21 protein-coding genes and 1 pseudogene are annotated in these 20,722 nt (G+C 63.8%); 6 read left to right on the plus strand and 16 right to left on the minus strand.

Annotated elements, in window-relative coordinates:
• Positions 1–1,098 (plus strand): amidophosphoribosyltransferase (gene purF, locus Q8N40_RS19805; protein WP_305712989.1); only part of this gene is annotated, 1,098 nt, incomplete at its 5' end.
• A 144-nt stretch (positions 1,099–1,242) separates the two neighbouring features.
• Positions 1,243–1,983 (plus strand): SDR family NAD(P)-dependent oxidoreductase, encoded by a 741-nt coding sequence (locus Q8N40_RS19810; RefSeq protein WP_305712990.1) that lies wholly within the window; start codon positions 1,243–1,245, stop codon positions 1,981–1,983.
• Between the two features lie 280 nt (positions 1,984–2,263).
• Here Q8N40_RS19810 and Q8N40_RS19815 read toward each other — a convergent pair whose 3' ends face one another.
• Entirely contained in the window at positions 2,264–3,232 is a 969-nt protein-coding gene (locus tag Q8N40_RS19815; RefSeq protein ID WP_305712991.1) for an alpha/beta fold hydrolase, read from the minus strand.
• A complete protein-coding gene (locus Q8N40_RS19820; protein WP_305319688.1) occupies positions 3,229–4,320 on the minus strand; it encodes a Tat pathway signal protein in 1,092 nt (363 codons plus the stop codon). Before Q8N40_RS19820 ends, Q8N40_RS19815 begins: the two co-directional genes overlap by 4 nt.
• Before the next feature lie 138 nt (positions 4,321–4,458).
• Between Q8N40_RS19820 and Q8N40_RS19825 the strand changes: the two genes are divergently transcribed.
• On the plus strand, positions 4,459–4,908 hold the full coding sequence (locus Q8N40_RS19825; RefSeq protein WP_305712992.1) for a hypothetical protein: 450 nt from the start codon (positions 4,459–4,461) through the stop codon (positions 4,906–4,908).
• Between the two features lie 71 nt (positions 4,909–4,979).
• Here the strand turns inward: Q8N40_RS19825 and Q8N40_RS19830 are convergent, their stop codons facing one another.
• The 6 genes from Q8N40_RS19830 to Q8N40_RS19855 all read right to left on the minus strand — a co-directional run bounded on the left by Q8N40_RS19830 (position 4,980) and on the right by Q8N40_RS19855 (position 10,284).
• On the minus strand, positions 4,980–5,276 hold the full coding sequence (locus tag Q8N40_RS19830; protein WP_305319686.1) for a hypothetical protein: 297 nt from the start codon (positions 5,274–5,276) through the stop codon (positions 4,980–4,982).
• Positions 5,277–5,350: 74 nt separating this feature from the next.
• Complete coding sequence (locus Q8N40_RS19835) at positions 5,351–6,604, minus strand: TCR/Tet family MFS transporter (RefSeq protein WP_371135756.1); 1,254 nt, start codon at positions 6,602–6,604, stop codon at positions 5,351–5,353.
• A complete protein-coding gene (gene der / locus Q8N40_RS19840) occupies positions 6,598–7,983 on the minus strand; it encodes a ribosome biogenesis GTPase Der (protein ID WP_305319684.1) in 1,386 nt (461 codons plus the stop codon). The genes Q8N40_RS19835 and der overlap by 7 nt, the downstream gene beginning before the upstream one ends.
• Positions 7,984–8,138: 155 nt before the next feature.
• On the minus strand, positions 8,139–8,699 hold the full coding sequence (locus Q8N40_RS19845) for a hypothetical protein (protein WP_305713001.1): 561 nt from the start codon (positions 8,697–8,699) through the stop codon (positions 8,139–8,141).
• Between the two features lie 32 nt (positions 8,700–8,731).
• Positions 8,732–9,385, minus strand: a complete 654-nt coding sequence (locus tag Q8N40_RS19850) for a tetratricopeptide repeat protein (protein ID WP_305319683.1) — start codon at positions 9,383–9,385, stop codon at positions 8,732–8,734.
• 203 nt (positions 9,386–9,588) lie between these two features.
• On the minus strand, positions 9,589–10,284 hold the full coding sequence (locus Q8N40_RS19855) for a PilZ domain-containing protein (protein WP_305713002.1): 696 nt from the start codon (positions 10,282–10,284) through the stop codon (positions 9,589–9,591).
• A gap of 472 nt (positions 10,285–10,756) precedes the next feature.
• Between Q8N40_RS19855 and Q8N40_RS19860 the strand changes: the two genes are divergently transcribed.
• Positions 10,757–11,008, plus strand: a complete 252-nt coding sequence (locus Q8N40_RS19860) for a PilZ domain-containing protein (RefSeq protein ID WP_305712994.1) — start codon at positions 10,757–10,759, stop codon at positions 11,006–11,008.
• A gap of 151 nt (positions 11,009–11,159) precedes the next feature.
• Positions 11,160–11,969: a tetratricopeptide repeat protein gene (locus Q8N40_RS19865; protein WP_371135757.1), complete on the plus strand. Its 810-nt coding sequence runs from the start codon at positions 11,160–11,162 to the stop codon at positions 11,967–11,969.
• A 22-nt stretch (positions 11,970–11,991) separates the two neighbouring features.
• On the opposite strand, the gene Q8N40_RS19870 is transcribed toward Q8N40_RS19865, so the two are convergent.
• From Q8N40_RS19870 to Q8N40_RS19890, 5 genes are all read right to left on the minus strand, one after another.
• On the minus strand, positions 11,992–13,245 hold the full coding sequence (locus Q8N40_RS19870) for an AAA family ATPase (RefSeq protein ID WP_305319680.1): 1,254 nt from the start codon (positions 13,243–13,245) through the stop codon (positions 11,992–11,994).
• An 8-nt stretch (positions 13,246–13,253) separates the two neighbouring features.
• Positions 13,254–13,994: a CpaD family pilus assembly protein gene (locus Q8N40_RS19875; RefSeq protein WP_305712997.1), complete on the minus strand. Its 741-nt coding sequence runs from the start codon at positions 13,992–13,994 to the stop codon at positions 13,254–13,256.
• Positions 13,995–14,030: 36 nt separating this feature from the next.
• A complete protein-coding gene (locus Q8N40_RS19880) occupies positions 14,031–15,521 on the minus strand; it encodes a type II and III secretion system protein family protein (protein WP_371135755.1) in 1,491 nt (496 codons plus the stop codon).
• Between the two features lie 16 nt (positions 15,522–15,537).
• Positions 15,538–16,335, minus strand: a complete 798-nt coding sequence (gene cpaB, locus Q8N40_RS19885; RefSeq protein WP_305712998.1) for a Flp pilus assembly protein CpaB — start codon at positions 16,333–16,335, stop codon at positions 15,538–15,540.
• A gap of 276 nt (positions 16,336–16,611) precedes the next feature.
• On the minus strand, positions 16,612–16,776 hold the full coding sequence (locus tag Q8N40_RS19890) for a Flp family type IVb pilin (RefSeq protein WP_305319677.1): 165 nt from the start codon (positions 16,774–16,776) through the stop codon (positions 16,612–16,614).
• Positions 16,777–17,096: 320 nt separating this feature from the next.
• On the opposite strand from Q8N40_RS19890, the gene Q8N40_RS19895 reads away from it, so the two are divergent.
• Entirely contained in the window at positions 17,097–17,954 is an 858-nt protein-coding gene (locus tag Q8N40_RS19895) for a hypothetical protein (RefSeq protein WP_305712999.1), read from the plus strand.
• A 77-nt stretch (positions 17,955–18,031) separates the two neighbouring features.
• Here the strand turns inward: Q8N40_RS19895 and Q8N40_RS19900 are convergent, their stop codons facing one another.
• From Q8N40_RS19900 to Q8N40_RS19910, 3 genes and pseudogenes are all read right to left on the minus strand, one after another.
• Entirely contained in the window at positions 18,032–19,624 is a 1,593-nt protein-coding gene (locus Q8N40_RS19900) for a class I adenylate-forming enzyme family protein (RefSeq protein ID WP_305713000.1), read from the minus strand.
• A gap of 42 nt (positions 19,625–19,666) precedes the next feature.
• A complete protein-coding gene (locus tag Q8N40_RS19905) occupies positions 19,667–20,251 on the minus strand; it encodes an NnrU family protein (RefSeq protein ID WP_305319674.1) in 585 nt (194 codons plus the stop codon).
• Positions 20,252–20,423: 172 nt separating this feature from the next.
• Positions 20,424–20,722, minus strand: a pseudogene (locus Q8N40_RS19910) (hypothetical protein); the annotation flags it as partial.

Below are 20,722 nucleotides of genomic sequence, written 5' to 3' on the forward strand. Positions count from 1 at the left end.
ACCAACGGGCTGACGCTGCGCCGCGAACTGGTGCGCAACGGCGCCATGATGCAATCCACCACCGACACCGAAGTGATCCTGCACCTGGTGGCGCAGTCGAAGCGCGGCCGGTTCATCGACCGCTTCATCGAGGCGCTGCGCGCGATCGAGGGCGCCTATTCGCTGGTGTCGATGACCAACAAGAAGCTGGTCGGCGCCCGCGACCCGCTCGGCATTCGCCCGCTGGTGCTGGGCGAACTCGACGGCTGCCCGATTCTGGCGTCGGAGACATGCGCGCTCGACATGATCGGCGCCAAATATGTCCGCGACATCGAGCCCGGCGAAATCATCGTGTTTGACGAGCAAGGCGCGCAAAGCCACAAGCCGTTTCCACCGAAACCGCCGCGACCCTGCATCTTCGAATACATCTACTTCTCGCGGCCGGATTCCATCGTCGGCGGTCGCTCGGTCTATGACGTCCGCAAGGCATTCGGCGCGCAACTCGCGCGCGAAAGCCATGTCGAGGTCGATGTCGTGGTGCCGGTGCCGGATTCCGGCGTACCCGCCGCGATCGGCTACAGCCAGCATTCCGGCGTACCGTTCGAACTCGGCATCATCCGAAACCATTATGTCGGCCGCACCTTCATCCAGCCGACCCAGAGCGTGCGCGAACTCGGCGTCCGCATGAAGCATTCGGCCAACCGCGCCGCGATCGAGGGCAAGCGCATCATCCTGATCGACGACTCGCTGGTGCGTGGCACCACCTCGAAAAAGATCGTGCGCATGATGCGCGACGCCGGCGCCAGCGAGGTCCACTTCCGCCTCGCCTCGCCGCCGATCCTGTACCCCGACTATTACGGCATCGACCTGCCCGACCGCGGCGGCCTGCTGGCGGCGACCCATTCGCTGGAAGAGATGCGCGAGGCCATCGGCGCGGACTCGCTGGCGTTCCTGTCGATCGACGGCATGTACCGCGCCATGGGCGAGCCCGGCCGCGATCCCGCCAATCCGAAATTCGCGGACCATTGTTTTACCGGCGTCTACCCCACCCACCTCACCGACCAGACCCAGGTCGAGCCGCAACCGCGGCAATTGTCGCTGCTGGCGGAAGCGAGCTAGCTCGTCGTCCCTGCGAACGCAGGGACCCATAGCCACCGGCCTCCCTGTTGCGAACACCGCTAGACGCAAACACCTTCCCCCATCATAAGCTTCACGGCGTATGGGTCCCTGCGTTCGCAGGGACGACGGCTGATAGAGTTTCAAATGTCCCTTCCCCTCACTTCCCGCATCGCTCTCGTCACCGGCGCCTCGCGCGGCATCGGCTATGCCACCGCGCGCGCCTTGGCGAAAGCCGGCGCCCATATCGTGGCGGTGGCGCGCACGCAGGCCGGCCTCGAAGAACTCGATGATGAAATCCGGAGAGATGGCGGCAGCGCCACGCTGGTGCCGCTCAATCTCACTGACAGCGACGGCATCGCCCGGCTCGCCGCGGCGCTGCATGAACGCCATGGCAAACTCGACATTCTCGTCGGCAATGCCGGCGTCCCCGGCCCCTCCTCGCCGCTCGGGCATATCGATCTGAAGTCGTGGAACGAGGTGATGGCGATCAACCTGTCGGCCAACTTCCAGCTGATCCGCTGCATGGAGCCGCTTTTGAGGCAGTCCGACGCCGGCCGCGCGGTATTCGTCACCTCGGCGGCGGCGAGTCAGGCCAATGCCTATCTCGGTCCCTATGCCGCCTCGAAAGCGGCGCTGGAGACGCTGGCGCGGGCCTGGGCGCAGGAGAGCGCCAGCACGCCGCTGCGCGTCAACCTGTTCAATCCCGGCCCGACCCGGACCCGGATACGCGCGATCGTGTTTCCCGGCGAAGACCCGGCGACGCTGCAGACGCCGAACCAGGTCGCCGAATGGATCGTGCCGATGTGCGCGCCCGACTGGAGCGAGACCGGCAGACTGTACGACTACCCGACGCGCACCTTGCAGAGTTTCCGCGCGCCGGCGTGAGGGCCTACCCCATCGCGTTCTACGACGCAGCGACGATCGACCGCGGACGCGCTACCGCAGGCGTATCGCTGCGCGGCACCGGACGAACTCACGCGAACCCCGGCCGTATGGTCGACCAAGCCGCGGCGCAGCTTCAATAAACGGGCTTCCCGGCATTAACCTCTGGAGGAGTCTTCAATGAAGAAGGAAATGCTCGCGCGGCGCACCGCCGCGCCTGGAGGTCTGCTTTGTAGCAACGGCTGCCCGGCACCCATGCTCAATCACCAGGTCGAAGCGGCCATTACGGCAATGCCGCTTCGCCGGTCTTTGCCAGGAAATCGCTGACCGTCGCGCGCACCTCCCGATCGTGCCCCACCAGCAGGTGGCCGCCCCTGTCGTAGACAATCAGCTTGGCGTTGGGGATGGTGGCGGCCGCAAATTCGGCCGCCGGCAATGTGTTGTACAGATCGTCCCGCGCCGAAATCACCAAGGTAGGTGCAGTGATCTTCTCCAAGGCCGGACGATGAAGCGCTGGAATGCTGTCGATGTTGATCCCCAGGAAGCGGAGTGACAGTGGCTGGACGCCCCGGACGATTCGCATCACGCGGTGCTGATCGACCACAGGCGCTGCGGCGACGACCTGCGGCGACACCCCAAGGAAACGGATCAACGCGGCAGGAGCGATTTTCCCTGTCGCCCACCAAGCGAAGTCTGCTCCGGCATTAACCAGCCAGAATGCAAAACGGCTTCCGCGGCTGTCCTCGATCGCCACTGAGCTTGTCGGAGCATACGTTGCCGGCACCATCAGGATGAGGGCGGCAACCATATCCTGGTGGCGCAGGGCCAGTTCAATCGCCGAACGCGCGCCGGCCGAAATGCCGACGACGACAACCTTGTCGACCTTCAGTTCGGCGAGAAGTGCCGCATGCGCGTCGGCTTGGGCGGTGGAAGACGCATCCGCCGGGACAGGCGTTCCAAGATAGCCGAAGCGGGACGGGGCGATGACGCGAAATCCGTCACCGACAAATTCAGCGGCGTTGGAGAGCCCCTGGTCATAGCCACCGCCGGCGCCATGGATGGCGAGGAGTGGCAAGCCGGCGCCTTTTTCTGCAAATTCGATCGGACCTGCGGTCGTGTTTGCCACGCGGCCACCGCTGCGCGCGGCAGTCCGCGCACGACCGGCAACGTCGCTGTAGGAGAGGAGTATAAGGACACTCCCAACGACGATAGCAACCGACGCGATTGCCGGAAGTAGATGACTTTTCTTCATATATGATCGGTCACCGCATCAACTGGTCGACGCAACGATGGCGGCAGTGTCGGCCCACGCCCGAATCGAATCACCAGATTCGGCCGCCGCTTGCCGATCCCGAGATAGGTCGCGATCTGCGGACGCAGCGATGGAACCTCGACCGGTTGATTAAGGAACGCCTGCCGTATGTCGAGTGCCGTCGCCTGTAGGGCAAAGCGTTGATAGGCGCGCCCGGCCGCAAGCCATCCAGCCCTGTCGTTTGACGCAGCGACGAATACCGCAATTCCAGCCGATGACCGAATGTGCTTGGCATACTTGTCGTTCTCGCCCTTTTCGGTCATCACGAGTGGCAGCAGGCGTCTGGCTATCCATGCCGGGAGAGAGGGGTTGCCAGAGCTTCTTGCCGAGAGGCCATCCAGGTGCTCGATTGCCATGCCGTCATTGAAACGAATCCAGGCGATCAACTCCGACATGAACGCCTGATCGCGCATCTGGGCCGTGTTACCCTGGACCACGTAGTCCAGAATGGCGTCCATGCGATGCCGCTCCGTTACGAGCAGGCATTCCACCCCATCCACGGTGCCGGCCGTACCGATCTTGTTGAGGTCTTCCGCGCTGATGGTCCTGCCGTCATATTCGGCACGCGTGCATTGACGTTTGTTAATGGCATTGGCGAGTTCGTTGCTCGATGGCTGGCCTTGTTCGATGGCGACCGTGACCCTCTCCTGGTTCGCGCTATCGACCATTACTTCCGTCCTGAACCCAAGCGCTGTAGCGGCCTGCACCATGTTCTCGACGGCGCAGCCCAAAGTGGCGAACAGGTGATGATCGTCAGGGTCCACAGCCGGGCAGCGGCGGTCGAAGTCCGGTCTGATCGTGATCAGCCCGGTGGAAACGGTGAAGCGCCACGGCTGCGTATTGTGACTGTTGGCGCCGAGCGTTCCGGCACGGACGATTTCTCGCAAGCCACCGGATCTGTCCAGAGGACGCCACACCAGCTTGACTGCGTCGTCATAACTTGCCGGTGGTGTCGTCGCGGCAAAGGTCGATATTGTGCTGCCAGCCAACATCGCACCCGTTCCCAGCAGAATGCTTCGACGGTCCATGGGCGATACCTGCTCCGTCTGAGTTAAATGTCCCATGCGCCGCAAGCTTCGGCGCACTCGTCTGATTACGCTCGGGCGCGGCAAACGGAATTGATGTAACGCAAGATCGGCATCGAGGCGCAGGAGACACTGAAAACCATGAGTGAGGCAGCAGGCGTCCGAGATCCACGAATACCGCGCGACGCGATGGCGGGACTTGCCTACTTTGCCGTCGCGTTTGCAGCAGGCTTCGCACTCGGCACCGTGCGGGTCTTGGTATTGATCCCGAGGTTCGGCGATCCTGTGGCGGCCGTCGTTCTCGAGCTGCCTGTCATGCTGACCGTCTGCTGGGTGGCTTGCCGATGGCTCATCGCGCGCTTCGACGTACCCGCGTCCTTCAGCCCCCGCCTGGTCATGGGCGGAGTTGCCTTCGCGACGCTCATGATTGCGGAATTAGGTGTTTCTTTCTTCGGCTTCGGACGCACACCATTCGCTCATCTGGAGCAATACCGACAGCTGCCGGCCTTGCTGGGACTGGCGGGGCAGATCGCATTTGCGGGATTTCCGATTATGCAAAGCGCTCCTCGTATCCGGAAAGAAGTCGGATAGAAGGCGATTCGCCTTGCGGCTGAAAGCTCAATCGAAGCACAGTGGAACGGGAACCCAAGGTGCCGCCGGGTCTAACGCTGGTCCGAGGTGTCACGCGCATTCCATCTGCTCCAGGGAGCGCTGGCGAGCGTTTGAAAGTCGGTCGTCAGCGGACGGCGGGTTTGCTTCTCATAGGCCGCGATGATCCGTTCGGAATCCCTGATCTTGCGTTTCAGTTCGGTGACCGTCTTTTGCGACTGGGCGATCGTCTTCGAGCCCGCGATCTCGCCGAAATTATGCCGCGCGGTTTCGATCTGTTTCAGCGCCGCGCGGTGTTTCCTGATCTGCGCCCGATGCCACGCGATCTGGCTGTTGCTGTCTGCGACCATGCCGGCCTCCTGAAAGTCGGGGATTCGAGCATAGATGATTCGCTGCCGCCGAGCGCCGTTCCCTTGACGGGAACTTATCCCAAACGGGCGGTTGACAACGTTCTCGCCGCAATCATCAGCGCCAGCAGCAACAGCGCCGATGCCAGCAGGAACGGCGCACCCGGCAATTGCAGCGGCGCCTGCGCGCCGATGAAGTAGGCGAACGTCAGCGTAAACAGAAACGGCCCGACCATCTGCGCCACGCTTTGCACGCTGGTATTGGCGCCCTGCAGCTGGCCCTGCTGGTTCGGCGCGACCATCTGTGTCATCAGCGACTGGATCGCCGCGCCCGACACGCCCCACAACGCCATCACGGGAATGCCGAGCCAGGACAATGGACCGGTCGGCGCGAGCGCGAAAATCAGGAAGCCGGCGGCCCCGCTGCCGAGCCCCAGCATCAGCGCCCGACGCTCGCCGAAGCGCCGCACGATCGGCCCGATTGCCATTCCCTGCACCACCATCGCGCAAACGCCGACCATGGCCAGCGTCAGGCCTACGGTGGTGGTGTCCCAGCCGTAACGATAGGTCGCGTAGAGCACGTAGGTGCTCGGCAACACCACATGTGCAGTTTGCGCGACGAAATGCACCACCGACAGCCCCGCGAGAACGCGATCGGAGCGCAACAGATGCAGTGCGCCGATCGGATTGGCGCTCTTCCAGCGCAAGGGCGAGCGGCGCTCTCGCGGCAGCGATTCCGGCAGGATCAGAAAACCGTACAGCGTGTTGGCGAAGCCCAGGCCCGCCGCCGCCCAGAACGGCAGCCGGGGATCGATGTCGCCGAGCAGGCCGCCGATCGCGGGTCCGAGAATGAATCCGGCGCCAAATGCGACGCCGATCTTGCCGAACATCGCGGCGCGCCGCTCCGGCGCCGTCACATCGGCGATGTAGGCGAATGCCGTGGAAACGCTGGCCGACGTGATGCCGGAGATTACCCGGCCAATGAACAGCCAGAGCAGCGTCGGCGCCAGCGCCATCAATACGTAATCGAGCGCCAGCCCGAAATTCGACAGCAGGATGACCGGGCGCCGGCCGAACCGGTCCGACAGCGCGCCGAGAATCGGCGAGAAGAGAAACTGCATCAGCGCCCAGGCGGTGCCGAACAGGCCGAAATATCGCGCCGCGGTCGCAGTGTCGTTGCCGACGAAGCTTTCCACCAGCTTGGGCAGAATCGGCATGATCAGACCGAGCGCCAGCATGTCGAGCAGGATGGTGACGAAGATGAAGATGACGGCGCCGCCGCGCGCGGCAGGCACCGCGGCGTTATCAGCGGCATTCGCCTCGTTCACGATGGCCGCTTGCGCTTATGGGCGAACGGGTTCGCCTTCTCGCGCAGGCTGATCCGCACCGGCGTGCCCGGCAGTTCGAAGAATTCACGCATCGAATTGACGAGATAGCGCAAATAGGACTGCGGCACCGCGTCGGCGCGCGAGCAGAACAGGATAAAGCTCGGCGGCCGCGCCTTGGCCTGGGTGATGTAGTTCAGTTTCAGCCGCCGGCCCGACACCGCGGGCGGCGGGTTGTTGTCGATCGCCTGCTCGAACCAGCGATTCAGCGTCGCCGTCGGCACGCGTCTATTCCACACCGCATACGCCTGTTCGATCGAGCTCATCAAGCGGTCGATACCCTCGCCCATCAAGCCGGATACCGCAACGATCGGCATGCCCTTGACCTGCGGCAGCAGATGGTCGGCGTCGGTGCGCAAGCCGGCGATCAGGCTGGATTGCTTCCCCATCAGGTCCCATTTGTTGACCGCGATCACCAGCGCGCGGCCCTCGCGCTCGATCAGGTCGGCGATGCGCAGGTCCTGTTCCTCGAACTTGTTCTGCGCGTCCATCATCAGCACCACGACTTCGGCGAAGCGGATGGCGCGCAGCGCATCCGACACCGAGAGCTTTTCCAGCTTCTCCTCGATCCGCGAGCGCCGCCGCAAGCCCGCGGTATCGAACACGCGAAAATCGCGGCCCTGCCAGTTGACCTCGACGGAAATGGAATCGCGGGTGGTGCCGGCCTCGGCGCTGGTCAGCAGCCGCTCCTCGCCGAGCAGATGATTGATCAGCGTGGATTTGCCGGCGTTGGGTCGGCCGACGATCGCGACGCGAATGGGGCGCCTGGCGATCTCCTCGTCGGTCTCGATGACGTCATCGTCGTCGAACTCTTCGCTCTCCTCGACCGGCTCCGGCATGATCGCGCGCAGCGAGTCGTAGAGATCGCTGAGGCCCTCGCCGTGCTCGGCGGAAATCTGGATCGGCTCGCCGAGGCCGAGCGCATAGGATTCCATTGCGCCGGCCTCGCCGTGCTTGCCCTCGCTCTTGTTGGCGACCAGCACCACCGGCTTGTTGGCGCGGCGGGCGAAATCGGCAAAGCCGCGATCGTTCGGGGTCAGACCCGCGCGGGCGTCGATCACGAACATCAGGGCGTCGGCCAGCGCGATCGCGGTCTCGGTCTGCTCCTGCATCCGCGCGGTCAGCGAGCCCTTGGCGCCCTCGTCGAGGCCGGCGGTGTCGATCAGCGTGAATTCGAGATCGCCGAGGCGCCCCTGCCCCTCGCGGCGGTCGCGCGTAACGCCCGGCGTATCATCGACCAGCGCGAGCTTCTGCCCGACCAGCCGGTTGAACAGCGTCGATTTTCCGACATTGGGCCGGCCGATGATTGCAATGGTGAAAGACATGAATGATCCAGGCGCTCGCTAGCAGGCGCACGTCAACGAGAGGGGAAAACGAACTATAGCGTTTTAGCGCGGAGCGGGCACCGCTTCGCTCGAATAAACGCCTCGAAAACAAGAGACCGGAGCCCGGGTCTGATCCGGTCAGACCCGTGAATGCTCTAGCGCGTAAACGTGCCGCTCGGCAGTGGCGCCGGGAACGGCGAAGCGGATTGTCGGGTCGATTGCGCCGCGGGCGCGGATTGTGCGGCCGGCGGATCCGGCGGCGGCGCGGTGGTGCGCCGGCGGATGATCTTCGCCGGCTTCGGCGGCGGCGGCGCCGCGGCGGTGCTGCCATCTTCCTCGGGCGGAGCATCGGGATCCGGCTCGGCGGCAGGTGCGGGAGCCCGGCTGGCCGTGACCGGTGGCCTGCTGCCGGATTTCGCACCGCGCTTCGGCGCCTCCGGGGGTGGCGCGGCGGCGGCAGCGGCGGCCTCGGCGTTCTGGCGGTCCATCTGCTCCTGGCGCGAGCCTTTGTACAGATCCTTCGGCACGCCCTGCTCGAGGCCCGGCACGCCTTCGGGGAAAACCGGCTTGCGCTCGCCCGGCAGCTTCTTCTTGGTGTCGAGGAAGTCGAGCATATCGGTCGGGTCGAAACTGCTCATGCCGCCGGCGCAGCCGGCCAGCACGCCCGACAGTGTGATGACGATGGTGGTGGCGATCAGGCGTTGCGAGCGGCGCATGGTCGGTTTCTCACTCAACTGGTTTTCCGCCGTCAGCTCTTGGCAACCGGCGGAAGCAACGCCTGCAGCGCTTCGGCGCGCGAGCGCAGGCTCGCCGGCGTCTCGCCGTCATTGGCAATCACGTCCAGCCATTGCCGCGCCGCGGCAGTATCGTTGGCGCGCCAGGCCGACAACGCGAGCAGTTCGCGCGCGGTATGGCGAAAGGTCGCCCCCGGCACCGTGGCCGGCTCGAGCCGCTGCAACATATCGGCATAGGCCGACGTCTCCAGCAGCAATCCGGCGGCGCGAACCCGGGCCAGGTCCCGCTCCGGCGCGCCAACGCTGCGATCGGCCGATATGTCGTCATACAGCTTCGCCGCCGCCTGCGGATCACGCGATGTGGCTTCCGCCGCCGCACGCAGCCGTGCCAGCACGCGGTAGCCCGACGGCGCCTTGGCAGCCAGATCGGCAAAGGCGGCTTCCGCCTCGGTGTGCTTGTTCTGTTCGGAGAGCTCCGAGGCCTTGTCGAAGGCAGCCCCGGCCTCGGCGGCCTTCTTGGCCTCCAGATACGCATAACCCCGCCAGCCGGCCACCGCGGCAATGATCAAAAACGCGCCGGCGACGATCAGAATCGAATACTTGTCCCAGATCTTCTTGAGCTGGTCGCGACGAACGTCCTCGTCGACTTCATCAAATAATTCAGACACTTAGAGTTATCCCATCCCCGATGGAGCGCGCCAATCCGCGTGTTCCGCCTCAACGCCGATCCCCGCGTGGCGGCGGCGATACCCTAGCGATATGGCGGCGGCAAGGCAAAGCAAGCCGGATCAAAGCGTTACCAAGGACATGCCTAATATCAAAGGCCTGTCTGATCCGAACCGGCGCGCCCGCCGGAAAGGCGCGAAAATACCTAGACCAGGCTGGACTCACCGGGCAGCAGGACACCGCCGCTGCTTCGGGCCGTCGCCGGGGCAGGACCTGACGAAGCCTGCGGCGTGTACCGCGTAACCAGCCGCCGCTCGAGTTCATAGCGGTTCAGCGGTTCCACGAATTTGACCGCGAAGCCATCGGGCAGCAGCCGGACGACGCGACCGATGCAGGCCCCCACCGCCAACGGCGTTCCGATCTGCGGTTGCAGCTGAGCCGAGACCGCGACACCCGATGGCGACATGTCGATTACGAAGCATGGCTGCGTGGTGCCGTCCGCCAGCGTCATGGTGGAATGGGGAGTTGTCGGGATGATGCGCGCATCCTTGCGCAAGTCAGCAAGGCTGGGCTCCTTCTGCTTCTTTTCCAGCCAGGTGAGCTTGCTGGCAAACTTTTCCCGCATCGGGCGGGTCATCTCGAGTTCGACCAGGAATCGACCTGTCTGGGTCTCGGTGATGCTGGCGTCGAATTTGCCGAAATCCTGGAAGTAGGCGCTGAGGCGGTCGCCGACTTTGCCGACGACGGGCACATCGGCCATCAGCCGGAATGGCGAGACGCGCGTGGTTCGGCAGGCGAAAGTCCGCAGCTTGCCCTGGGGATCATACCAGTTCGGCAGCGTGTAGTTGCCGAGCACAGCAACATTGACCGCTCGCTGCTTGAGAAATGTCTCGACCGACAAAGGTAAATCCTCGCGGGTATCTACGCATTCCAGTGAAGTGCCGAGCGTGAAGCGTGGTGCCGAAGCCATTGGCGGCTGCGATGACCGCAGGCGAGGCGTCCGCCGCGATCCCTCGAATTCCGATCGAGGATGCATGGGAATCGTCTGCGATCAACGCAGTATGAGGCCAAAACGCTAAGATTGGCTGAATCGGCCCGGAATACGGAGTTCCCATCGGGAACCTACCCGACAACCCGTTTCAATTTGGTGAATTCAAAATATCTTTAGTTGTATAATACCAATAACTCGCGTCACGTCTGTGAGCTCATGTTCGTAATGCGACCGGCCGAACGCGCGCCGCGGGCGGTAAAGGAAGTTCAAAGAAGAAGCATAAATTGCAAGCAGTTGCGCTAGGCGTATTCCAACGATTCTTCTGTAAACGGACAGAAGGAATGCCGGGTGGGGCATTCGCGAGGTAACGCGAAGGATCGACATGTTAGCCTTAGCCAATCGACGCAGCAGCGAACGCCGTCCCTGCAGACGAGTCGCGAAGATCCAGTTCGGGACCGGCTCGCTGCCGCGCGACTGCATGATCACGGACGTATCCGTGGGCGGCGTCAAGATCATCGCCGAACACCTTGAGATACCCGCTGAGTTTACCATCATTCTGTCGGAGGGCGGCCCGCGGCAATGCCGGCTGGCCTGGCGGATCGGTTGCGAATTCGGCGCACAATTCGTCGATTAGGCCGGCCCCCCTTCAAGAAACTGAAGCCCGCACCCGCGAACGACGACCGCAGTTGCTGCCAGCGCAACTCCTTTAACCTGAACTTAGGGTTAAACTGCAAGCATTTTTGACCAGTCCCGCCAGCGATAGGTCAAACCCAGTGCTCCAGCAGTTGCGCCACAATCATTGCTTTGCGAGACGCGCTGCATTCGCCGCGTCCGCGATCCTGCTATTGGGGCTGTGTGGCTGCCAGACCGCCGGCACCTCCGACATTACGGGGTCGCTGGGGGAGAAGTCCGAAGCCAGCCGCGCCGCCGACCCGCGGCGCGAACTGGAAGTTTCTCGCGAGCGTTTTCGCGCCAACCCCAAGGATGCCGACGCGGCCCTGCAATACGCCAAGGCGTTACGCGCCACGGGACAGAAGGCCCAGGCTGCAGCCATGCTCGAACAGGCCACCATCGCCCATCCCGGCAACAAGGCGCTGCTTGCCGGCTATGGACGGGCGCTGGCAGACAACGGCAATTTCCAGCCGGCCTTCGACGTCCTCAGCCGCGCCCACACCCCCGACGATCCGGATTGGCGGATTCTTTCGGCTCAGGGCGCGGTGCTCGATCAGCTTGGCCGCTACGAGGAAGCGCGGCAGTACTACGCAAGCGCGTTGAAGATCGCGCCCGAAGAACCTTCCGTGCTGTCCAATCTCGGTCTGTCGTACGTCCTTGCCAGGGATCTGCCCAAGGCGGAGGAGATCATGCGCCGCGCCAACAGCCGCCCGGATGCGGATCAGCGCGTGCGGCTGAATCTGGCGCTGGTGGTCGGCCTGCAGGGCCGTCTTGCCGACGCTGAAAGTATCGTGAAGGCCGATCGGCCGGCCGAGGAAGCCGCGGCCAATGTCGCCGAACTCAAGCGATTGCTGTCCCGCAAGGGCAATGCCCGTGCCGAGGCAGGCAAACTGCCGGTGGCGGCTGCCCGGCGCTCCAATTGACCTCCGGGCGGAAGGCGCGCGCCTACCCTGCCCGCAGCTTTCTCATGAGCGGCGCCAGGAACGACCCCTTTTGCTTCCTGGTTTCGCCGCGACCCGTCAGTTGCCGCGCGATCTGCAGGAACATCTTGGTGGTGCGGTGATTGGCTGAAATTTCCGCGATCATCTGGCCGTTGTTGGCAGCCGTGCCGAACATGCGCGAATCGAACGGAATGGAAGCGATCGGCGGGCTCTCGATGGTCTTGATGAATCCGCCCGCGTCGATTTCCGGACGCTTCGGCATGCCGACCTGGTTGAGACAGTACAGCGGCGGCCGGTCGTTGGGCCGCGCGCCCTTCAGCATGTTCAGCATGTTCTTGGTGTTGCGCAGGTTGGCGAGGTCCGGCTCGGCCACCACCAGAATGTCGTCGGCGCCGACCAGAACGCGCTTGGTCCAGCCCGACCATTGATGCGGAACGTCCAGCACGATGCACGGCGTGGTCATGCGCAACGTATCGAAGATCGCATCGAAGGCGTCCGCGCCGAGGTCGTAGACCCGTTCGAGCGATGCCGGCGCCGCCAGCAGACTGAGATTGTCGGTGCACTTCGCCAGCAGGCGGTCGACGAACGAGGTATCGGGCCGGTCGGGCGAGAAGATCGCGTTGGCGATGCCCTGCAGCGGATCCTTGTTGTAGTCGAGCCCGGCGGTGCCGAAGGCGAGGTCGAGATCGATGACGACGGAATCCAGTTGGAGATCGCGGGCGATCGCCCAGGCGACGTTGTGCGCGACGGTGGACGCGCCGACCCCGCCCTTGGCGCCGACGACGGCGATGACGCGACCGACGGCAACGGCTTCCGATGCCGAGAACAGGCTGCAGACCGAACGCACCACATCGAGCGGAACCACCGGACCGATGACGTAGTCGCTGACGCCGCGGCGCACCAGTTCGCGGTAAGGCGCGGCATCGTGCGCGGTGCCGATCACGACGACGCGGGTTCCCGGATCGCACACCGATGCGAGATCGTCGAGGCCGGCGAGAATATCGCGGCCGCCTTCGGTTTCCAGGATGATCACGTTCGGCGTCGGTACCGTACGATAGTTTTCGATGGCGGTCGCCACGCCGCCCATCTGGACGGTGAGATGCGCCTTGCCGAGACGGCGGTCCTCGGCTGCCGCTTTCACGGCGACGGCGGTTGCCACGGTCTCGCAAAAAGCCTGTACCGACACGCGCGGCGCCGGGGCGATATAATCGGCCGCGTGCGGCGCCGTGACTTCTGCTTGATCTTCGGGAAGTCCCATGACGCTTGTCATTTGCCTGTATCGCTGAGTTTGGCTTTGTCGGATTCGGGATAGGTGGTCGCGGTCGAGTTGCCCTTGCGATACTTCTCGAACGCCTCGGTGCGCCGTGCCGTATAGGCGGCCGTTTCGGATCTCGGCTGTTCGAGGTCCGCAGGATTGTCGATCATCGCGGCGAGGTTGCGCTGGTTCGCGCAACCGAAATTGTGATACTGACGGTTCTCGCTATAGCCCGGGTTCAGGACCGAGGGTCCAAGATCCTCCGGCCAGAGGCCGCAGGGACCGGCGACCGCCGAAATTTTCGGGTAACTCAGCCTGATGGTCGCGAGCGTGCGGGGATCGTCCGGACGGTAGCGATTCAACCTGATACCGCGCGACGGCACACCGCCCGCCGCCAGCGTTGCCTGAATCTGCCGGGCCGAGGAAGCCGCGGACCGGGCATTCGGGGTGTCGATCGGCACATCGACCACAATCGCGCCGGTGCCTTCTCGGATCCAGGTCCGCGCCAGTCCCATGACGTCGGCGCGCTGCGAAGAGGACAGCCCGCCGCGTCCCTGCCCGACGAAAACCACGATCGAGGTGTCGGCTTCCTGAACTGCAATCGGATGGCGTAGCCGGTAGTCGTCGGGCACGCTCGCGGTCACGACTTCCGCGCCGGTATAGGTGCACGCTCCCAGCGCGACCGAGACGCCGGCCAGCGCGCCCAGCAGGCGCAGGGTGCGAAGGCGATCGCGCGGTGTTGTGTTCGTCATCGTTTTGTCCTCGTCCCGCATCCGCCGGGCAACACGTCAGTCAATGATGAAGCCGAAATTGCTCGGCGAGCCGCCGGTTACTTCGGCGTGGCCGGCGACGCCGTAGATCCGGTTGATCTGGGCCAGCAGCGTCGACTGGGAATCCGACGCCGGCGCAAATCCGTCGTCGGGACGTGACAGTTCTTTCTGAGCCACCGCCCGAACGACATAGGGCGTCACCAGGACCATCAGTTCGGTCTGGTTGTTGATGAAGTCCTGGCTCCTGAACAGCGCGCCAAGGACCGGCAGGGAGTCCAGGCCTGGAATTCCGTTGACCGCCCGCTTGGTCTGTTCCTGGATCAGGCCGGCCATTGCGATCGAGCCGCCGGAGGGAATCTCGAGCGTGGTTTCGGCACGACGGGTCTTGATCGAGGGAATCGTCGTTCCACCGGCGCCGCCAGTCAAAGCGTTTTCCGTGGAGACTTCCGACACTTCGGTCATCACCCGCAGGCTGATCCGCCCCTCACTCAGCACCACCGGCGTGAAGTTGAGCGAGATGCCGAACTTCTTGTAGCTGACCGTCTGGACGCATTGTCCGATCCCGCCGCCCGCGATCGGCTGGCAAGTCACTCCGGTCGGAATCGGAAATTCGCCGCCTGAGATAAATGTCGCGGACTCGCCGGAGATCGCCGTCAGATTGGGTTCGGCGAGCGTCCGCACGACGCCGGCGCTTTCCATCGCGCGAAGCGTCGCCTGGACCGATGGCGCCGAGCCGAACGAGGTGGCAAGCCCGTTGCCGGGAACGAGCGGTCCGCTGTTGGCGGTGAACGGGTTGTTATTGTTGAATCTCACGACCGTGGTGCCGGAGTTCATGCTGGCGCTGAGATCGACGCCCATCTGCTTGACGATGTCCCGCCGCACTTCCGCGACGGTGACCTTCAGCATGACCTGATCGCGGCCCCTGACCACGATCGAGTTGACGACTTTGTCGGCGCCGCCGACCAGCCGCGCCGCGAGATCACCCGCCTGCTGGGCCTCGACCGGTGACGATACCGAGCCGGTCAGCATGACGCCGTCGCCGACGCCCTCGATCTGGATTCCCGGCAGGGTGTGCTTGAGCGCGGCGCGCACGCCGTTGAGATCGCGCTTGACCGCGATGTCATAGGCCGCGACCTGATGGCCCGCGGCATCGAAGAACACGACGTTGGTCTGACCGACCGCGGCGCCAATGATATAGGCGCGCTGCGCCGAACGCACCACGGCGTTCGCGATCTTGGGATCCGCGACCAGCACGTCCTTGACCTCGCGCGACAAGTCGACGATCACGGATTTGCCGATGCCGAGCGCCAGAAATCGCACCTTGGTCGATCCGACGGTGGAGACCGGCGAAACGATCGGGGCCTGTTCGCCAACCGGCGCCAGCGCCGGTTCGTCGGCGGCATAAGCGGGCGTCAGAGCCGGATTGAGCATCAGCGCGGCGACGGCTAAAAAAGAAAGCGCGCGGACCAACAAGGTCGGCATCGCCAGCTGATTTCCGCGGTAATTCATGTTGAGCGTCCTTCGGTCACTTCTGTGTCGTCGTCTCGCTTTGGACGCCGTAGCGAACCACTTTGATGCTTTCGCCCCTTTTGGGTGCGGTAGATTCGTCGGAGATAATCTCGACCATGTTGAGGTCGGCGATGCTGCGCAGCGCCAGCGCCAGCGTGCCGGCCTGGCGCGAGCGCGCCAGCGTCTCGGCCTGTTCGGCCTTCAGCTCGAGCGTGACGGTCTTGCCGACCACCGCGTTCTGGCCGTCTTTTTCCTTTGGCGCCTGATCGATCGCCAGCACGCGAACGTTGCTGAGGATGACTTCGGAGTTGATGACGTCGGGACCGTTCTTGTCGGCGCCCTTCTCGCGCTTGGACAGGATCACGTCGACCCGGTCGTTCGGCAGGATGAAGCCGCCGGCGCCGGTCTCCGGCGAAATCTCGGTGGAAATCGCGCGCATGCCGGTGGGCAGGATGGCTGCCATGAAGCCGGATCCGTCGGCCCTGACCAGCTTCTGCTCCCGGATCGGCTCGCCGGCGATGAAAGGCGCGCGCGCGATCCAGCCCGCCACCTGCGTGGCGGCGTCAGGACGTTCGCCGCGGCGAATGAAGTTGTTGCCGGTCGACGAGGCCGGCCATGTCTGCCATTGCAGATCGTCCGGCTTGAGCGACTGGCCGAGACCGATGTCGGCCCTCGCCACCAGAACGTCCACCGTCGGCAGTTGGGCCGCCGGTTCGGACGCGACAGTTTTCTTGTCAGTCCCGCTGGCGAGGTAGGCGGCAACGCCGCCGGCACCCAGAGCGATGGTCAGGACTACAATGCGGGCGGTATTCATACGCTTTACGATCTACCTTTACGCCAGACGCCTGGACTGCAGTGTGATGAGGACGTCTCCACCAGCCATGACTAAGGCAGTAAAGGTATAAACGAACTTGAGGGTTCAACGAGTTTGCCGAAACGACCCCGGAGATTTGTCCTCATGGTGAACGGGGCGTTCATGGTGAAGAAGACGTTACCGTCACGCGTCTCCGTAAAACGAAACCGGCGGCGCACTGAATTCCCAGTGGCCGCCGGCAACAGGTTACGACACCCCCTGAGAGGGAGACGCGCCTTACTTCAGCGAAGTATTGATATCGGTGAACTTGGTATTCAGGTTGGTGCCGAGGCCGTTGACCACCGCGATGATCGCCAGCGAAATGCCGGCTGCGATCAGGCCATACTCGATGGCCGTGGCGCCGGACTCGTCATTCCAAAATCTCAAAATCGAACGCTTCATGTGATGCTCTCTCTCTCGCTATAATGGGTCCTGCTCCACCAGTTCCCGCGGTGAAACCCTAGTGCGAAAGTCTCTAATCTTGCATGACGCTAATTAGTGCAAATTATCCCGATATTGCGCGCAAGTTGAAATGCAAATTGATGGGATTGCGGTCCGCGGCCAGATCGAAATTCTAGGGGAATGTCGTTGCCGGGTGGCCGCTTGGCAGCCGGTTGGGGCGATGTTAAAGCCGTGACCTGGATTGAGCGATATTGACATCGCGGTGCGAAAATCGGCGTAATCCGTTAACCGTGCTTTTGATTTCGTATTGAAGGTGATTCATGCTTGGCCGCGCCTTGATTGCCCTTGTTGCCGTCGCTCCGGCAGCCCTGCCCGCAGCCTCCCTGGCCTACGACATCAAGCCGAAGGCGCCGGAGACCGCGTTCTCGAAGAAAGCGCGTCCGGATATTCTGGGCATCTCCGCGGACTCCTCGGCCGCAGCCGCGCGGACGGTGCTGGAATCCTCGTTCAAGGGGCGCGGCAAGGCGGATATCCAGGAGCAGAAATTCGGGGGCAGCGCCCTCAGCTATACCGCCGCGATGGTTTTCACCCTGCCCTCCGATCCGAAACAGACCGGCGAGGTGCTTTCCTCGAGCTTCTCTTCGCCCGCCAGCGCCAACCTGGTTTATTTCGTCGACCGAAACCTGACATTCGCGCAGGACCAGCAGCCCTCCAAGGCCGAGATGGTCAAGCAGGTCATGGACAAATACGGCGCCCCGACCATCGTCGGAAACCAGCATTTGTATTATTTCTATCGCGCGGGTTCGATCATGTCGGTCGGTGCGAAATACAAGGAAGCTGCCGCGCTGGAGGCGGTCGACCGGCCGCTCGACCCGAAAACCGCGCTCAAGCTCAATGACAGCAATGGCCGCGGCAGCTGCGTGGCCATGGTAAAACGCTCGCTGGAAAAGGAAAAAAACCTGACCGCCCTGCTGGACGAGGCAAAGGGCGCCAATTGCGACGGCGCGCTCAGCGTGGAGCTGACGCCGGGCGCCACGCCGGATCGGGTCGGCAAGGCCCAGTTTACGCTGCTGGATTTCAAGCGCATGATCAGCGCGGCCAAGATCGACGCCGATGCCCTCGCCGCGGAACAGACCCAGCGCAACCCGTTGCCGAAGGCCACCGCGCCGAAATTATAGATTGAGATTGAGAATCCGGTAGCCCGGATGGAGCTGTTGTTCAGCGCGCCAAGCGCTGTACAATTACTTCATCCGGGCTACGTTCTTTCTGAAGCCTCGCGCAGCTGGCGCTTCATCACCTTGCCATTAGCGTTGCGCGGCAACGGCGCCAAAGTGAGCGCCATCGTCTCCGGCACCTTATAGTCCGACAGCCGCTCGGCGCACCAGCCGCGCAGCGCCTCGGCGCTGACGCCGCTGTCCCGGGTCACGATCACGGCATGTACCCGCTCACCGAGCACCGGGCACGGCCTGGCGATGATGGCGCTCTCGACCACGCCGGGGTGGCCTGCAAGCACGGACTCCACTTCGGCGGAATAGATTTTCAGGCCGCCGCGGTTGATCATGTCCTTCTGGCGGTCGAACACGCGCACGAAATTTTCTTCGTCGATCGAGCCGAGATCGCCGGAATGCCAGAATCCGCCGGTGAAACTTTCGGCCGTCGCCTTCGGATTATTCCAGTAGCCCTTGATCACCGAGCCCGAGCGGATCCAGATCTCACCGATCTCGCCGCGCGGCGCCTCATGGCCGCCGGCATCCATCACGACAATATCGGCGCCGGGACATGGCAGGCCGACGCTGTCGATATGGCTGGCGGTCAATTCGCCCGGCATCATGGTCGACGGCGATGTGGTTTCGGTCGCGCCATAGCAATTGGCGAGCTTCAGGCCGGGAATCTTGATGGCCAGTCTTTCGATCGTGGCGATCGGCATCGGCGCGCCGCCGAAGCCGCCGATCCGCCAGCTCGACAGATCGGTGCTGTCGAAATCCGGCTGCAGCAGGCAGAGATTGTACATCGCCGGCACCATCACGGTGTAGGTGACGCGCTCGCGCGCCGCCACCTTCAGATATTCCGCGGCCTTGAACTCGGGCATGATGATCAGCGCGCCCGCGCAACGCACCATGGTCATGATGTTGGCGACCACGCCGGTGACGTGTCCGAGCGGCACGGCGGCGATCGAGCGGTCCGCCGCAGTCAGCTTCAGGCACGACACGAATACCATGGAAGAATGGATGACGTTGCAATGCGCCAGCATCGCGCCCTTCGGTTTCCCCGTAGTCCCCGAAGTGTAGAGGATCATCGCGGTGTCTTCCTCGCCGACAGTAGCAGGCGACGGCGCGTGACCGGTCATCGACGAGAACCGCGATTTCAGCGCATCATCATCGACCGCGATACGATGCACCAGATCGGGAACGTCACGCGCGTCCGGCAAACGGTCCGCCAGACCGGCTTCGTGAATCAGCACCCTGGCGCCGCAGTCGGTCAGCACATAGGCGATTTCGGGCTTCTGCTGGCGCGTCGAGAGCAGAACCGTCACCAGACCCGCATGCGCCGCGGCGAACAACGTCAGCACGAACTCGATGCGGTTGCCGAGCAGCATCGCGACGCGGTCACCACTCTGCAGACCGAGCTTGCGAAACCCCGCCGCGATCCCGGCCGATTGCTGCACGACCTCGCGCCAGCTCAACCGCCGCTCGCCGCACACCAGCGCCTCACCATCTGGATTTCGGGCCGCGGCGTCCGCGATCATCGCCCAGATGCTGTTCGGCCGCGCGCAAAACACCGGCACCACGCGGTCGCCGAACCGCGATTCGAGCCGCATGTCGGGAATGGAATGCTGCGACCAGTCCATTGTCGTCTCGTTTCAGCTTTTGGCCTTCATGCCTGACATCCCTCAGCCGCCAACGACGGGAACGCCGATCACGACGGGATGGAAGGCGAACGCCAGCGCCAGATAGGCAATAAAACCGACAGCCGCCGCGATCAGGTCGTTGCTCATGCCGCCGACCGGGATCGGTGGTGCGCCCGGGTCGGTGCGGCGCTTCAGCGAGATCCGGTCGAACACCGCCCATCCCAGGAACGCGCCGAACAGGATGATGGAGCCGAGGTCGCCATTGGCGAGCAGATGCGACGCCGCCCACAGTTTGACGCCCGTCAGCATCGGATGTTTCAGCGCGATGTAGATGCGGCCGCGGATATAGGAGGCCACCACCAGGATAACGGCGGGCAGCATCAACGCCGCCGCGACGTGCTTCATGGCGGCCGGCGGGTACCAGACGTCGATCCAGCCGGTCGCGCGGTATTTGGCAAAGCCCCAGACGATCAGCGCTAGACCCAGTGCCGAGACCAGCGAATAGCCGATCTTGTAGCCGCCCTCGCCCGTCGAGGCGATCAGGCGCGCCCGCAGCGCACGCTGCGTGGTCAGCGTATGGACGCCGAGGAACAGCACGAGGCCCAGGATCATCACCGATAGTCCCATGACGATTCCTCCGTGGCAGGGACGGTCTTGCCACCTTCGGGTAACACTTTTGCGGCCGGGGCCGCAATGCGAGAAAATATCTGGCGTCATTCCGGGGCGCGCGAAGCGCGAACCCGGAATCTCGAGATTCCGGGTCTGGTCCTTCGGACCATCCCGGAATGACCCGCGAGATTTACGGCCTCTCCGCCTGTCTGCCCAGATCGCGATTATCGACATAGCGAATCGCGATCGGGCGCCCGGCGATGGCGCCGCCGAGGTTGCCGGTGAATTTCAGCGGTGCGCAGGCGGTGAGCGAGGCATTGATCGCCTTCAGATACGTCGCGCGAACCACCGCCGGCGCTCCCGCCGTGGCGAAGGTCACGCGCGGGCTGCCGATGATCTCGCCGGATCGCTTGAAACTGAAGCGCACCGACATCTGCATGCCCTCGCGCGCCGAAGAGGCCTCCGGCGGCGACCAGCAGGACCGCAGCG

It is taken from the genome of Bradyrhizobium sp. (assembly GCF_030693485.1).
GTDB lineage: Bacteria > Pseudomonadota > Alphaproteobacteria > Rhizobiales > Xanthobacteraceae > Bradyrhizobium.